This window comes from Pseudoalteromonas sp. SR45-5 (assembly GCF_014163565.1).
Taxonomy (GTDB): Bacteria; Pseudomonadota; Gammaproteobacteria; order Enterobacterales; family Alteromonadaceae; genus Pseudoalteromonas; species Pseudoalteromonas distincta.
Genome location: NZ_JACJDN010000453.1, coordinates 1 through 3373 on the forward strand (window position 1 = coordinate 1; position 3373 = coordinate 3373).

Below are 3373 nucleotides of genomic sequence, written 5' to 3' on the forward strand. Positions count from 1 at the left end.
TCCTTATTTAAAAAAACGCAAAGCCAGTCCAAAATTTAAAGAATTAATTGAATCTTTAAACCCTAAAGAGCCGCTTAGAAGCGTTGATTTTTTAGTCGCTGTTAATCAAGCTATTTATGAGTTAGTTGGTTATGGCATTCGTTTAGAACCTGGCGTACAAACACCGAACGAAACAATAAGTAAAAAAACAGGTTCGTGTCGTGATTCTGCTTGGTTATTAGTACAATTGTTTCGTCATTTAGGGTTGGCATCTCGATTTGTATCGGGTTACCTAGTACAGATAACCTCAGATCAAAAATCACTAGATGGCCCAAGCGGTCCAGAAGAAGATTTTACCGATTTGCATGCATGGACCGAGGTGTATATTCCGGGTGCAGGTTGGATAGGGCTTGATCCTACCTCGGGTTTATTTGCTGGTGAAGGTCATATTCCATTGGCGTGTACGCCAGAGCCAAGCTCGGCAGCGCCGGTAACCGGCGGTATAGATGACTGTAAATCTGAGTTTAGCTTTTATAATAAAGTAACGCGTGTACACGAAGACCCACGTGTTACTAAGCCATATTCTGAGGCGCAGTGGGCGGCAATTAACCGTTTAGGTCAGCACGTTGACAATGTTTACAATGAAGAAAACATACATTTAACCATGGGCGGCGAACCTACGTTTATTTCTATTGACGATATGGAACATCCTCAGTGGAATACTGATGCCGATGGTAAAGAAAAAAGAATATTAGCTCAAAATTTATTTGTAGAAATGAATAAAGTATACACAAAAGGTGGCTTTACTCATTACGGACAAGGTAAATGGTATCCGGGTGAGCCATTACCACGTTGGCAATACGCATGTTATTGGCGCAAAGATGGTGAGCCTTTATGGCAAGATGCTGCACTATTAGCCGATCCTAATAAAGATTATAAATTTGATCATACCGATACTAAAAAGTTTGCTGATAAACTGTGTGACTCACTTGGTCTTGAAACCAAGGCACTTACTACGGCTTATGAAGATATTTTATATCACATGTGGCAAGAAGCCTCATTACCTACCGAAATAAAGCCAGATCAACCAGAACTTCTCCATGCAATGAGCCGAAAAGGCTTTTTAGCTAAAATGGATAAAGGCATAGAAAAGCCTGTTGGCTATGTTCTACCTTTAAAATGGAACGATAGTAAAAACTGTTGGCAGTCGTGTACGTGGGAGTTTAAACGGGGTCATTGTTTTTTATTACCGGGTGAATCACCACTTGGTTATCGTCTACCTTTAGACAGCCTTGAGTGGAGCGGCAATATTATTGACCGCGACCCGTTTGATATTCCAGAAAATTTTACCAAAGCTAAAAAGCTTAAAAAGGGCTTTATTGGTAAAGAAATGGTTAAAACTGCGCTTGTAATGGAAGTGAGAGAGGGGCGTTTATATATATTTATGCCACCAACAAGTCATTTTGAACATTACATGGGTTTAATAAGTAGTATAGAGAGTGTGGCTAAAGAACTTAAAATGCCGCTTGTTATTGAAGGCTATAGCCCACCTAAAGATAGCCGCGTAGAAAAATACGCTGTAACGCCAGATCCAGGTGTTATTGAAGTAAATATTCATCCTTCAACATCGTGGGATCAATTAGTCAGTCGAACCACAACGCTATATGGTTTAGCAAAAGAATGCCGATTAGGTACCGATAAGTTTATGGCAGATGGTCGCCATACTGGTACTGGTGGTGGTAACCACGTAACGCTGGGTGGCGAAACACCTGAGCAAAGCCCATTTTTACGCAGACCCGATATTTTAAGAAGCTTTATTACCTATTGGCAGCATCATCCTGGTTTGTCGTATTTGTTTTCGGGGCTTTTTATTGGTCCTACAAGCCAAGCACCGCGAGTGGATGAAGCCCGTGATGAAGTTTTATACGAGCTAGAAATTGCTTTCTCACATATGCCCGAAGGTGAGGTGCCTGAGCCTTGGTTAGTTGATAGGTTACTGCGTAATTTATTGGTGGATTTAACGGGTAATACACACAGAGCAGAATTTTGTATAGATAAGCTCTATTCACCCGATTCAGCCACAGGTCGTTTAGGGATTGTAGAATTTAGAGGCTTTGAAATGCCTCCACATTCACAAATGAGTTTAGTGCAAATGCTACTGTTGCGTACTTTACTTGCTTGGTTTTGGAAAAAACCTTACCACAAGCCATTAATACGTTGGGGTACTGAGTTACACGATAAGTTTTTATTACCACAATATGTAGAAAACGATTTAGCTGAAGTAAGCCGCGATTTACAACAAGCAGGTTTTCAATTTCAGTTAAGTTGGTTAAATCCATTTTTTGAATTTAGGTTTCCGGTATGTGGCACGCGAGAACTTGATAACGTTACACTTGAGCTTAGAACCGCAATCGAGCCTTGGCATGTACTAGGCGAAGAGGCAAGTGCGTCGGGTACGGCGCGCTATGTAGATTCGTCATTAGAAAGAGTGCAAATAAAAGTACAAGGAGCAATGAGCGATCGCTATGTTGTAACGTGTAATGGTCGAAGAGTGCCGCTTAAACCGGTTAAAGGTAAAGCAAAAGATGAAATGGTCGCGGGTATACGATATAGAGCTTGGCAACCACCTACAGCGCTTCACCCAACTATTGGCGTACATGCTCCATTAGTTTTTGATTTAATCGATACGTGGGAAGGTCGTTCAGTTGGAGGCTTTGTATATCATGTGAGCCATGCTGGGGGTCGTAATCCTGAAACGCTACCGGTTAATGCATTTGAAGCTGAAGGGCGCAGAGTTGCAAGATTTTGGGAGCATGGGCATACACCATCTTTACTTGCATCAGCAGAACCAAGCTGGAGCCCATCGGCGGTTACGCATAGTTTTCATTCGGCGCAAAGCGCAAGTGAATACGTGGTACCTGATGAAGAAAGTAGTAATCCTGATTATCCAAATACCTTGGATTTACGCAGGCAGCCTAACTTTAAATAATAATTGATAGTTGTGTCATTCCACTTTGAAATTATTTAAAGTGGAATGACTAAATATTTTTAAAGCATCATTATGAACACGGCTATTTACTATAAATTGGAGCAATTTCAGCTTGTATATTAACAATAACGCGATGCCGGAATTGCCTGAGTGGTTGTCTTTATACCTTGATAAATCACATGGACATGATGAACTAGCAAACCACAGTGGTTTAAACCCAGAACATTGGGATACTTTATTTAAGCGTTTAGCTAGCCTAACAGCAGATGATGTTAGTAGCCGCGCTACAGAAATTAGCCAATTACTACAAAATGGCAATATTAAAAATGAAAGTAATAAGCAATGGCACTTCGACCCGTTGCCTTTTATGTTATCAAAAGCTGATTGGACCTTGCTCGAAGAGGG

At 41.0% G+C, this 3373-nt stretch carries 1 protein-coding gene and 1 pseudogene; both read left to right on the plus strand.

All coding sequences use genetic code 11. The features are described from left to right. Positions 1–2968 (plus strand): DUF2126 domain-containing protein (locus tag H5072_RS14975; protein WP_182693973.1); only part of this gene is annotated, 2968 nt, incomplete at its 5' end. A 133-nt stretch (positions 2969–3101) separates the two neighbouring features. Further along, a pseudogene (locus H5072_RS14980) lies at positions 3102–3373 on the plus strand (hypothetical protein); the annotation flags it as partial.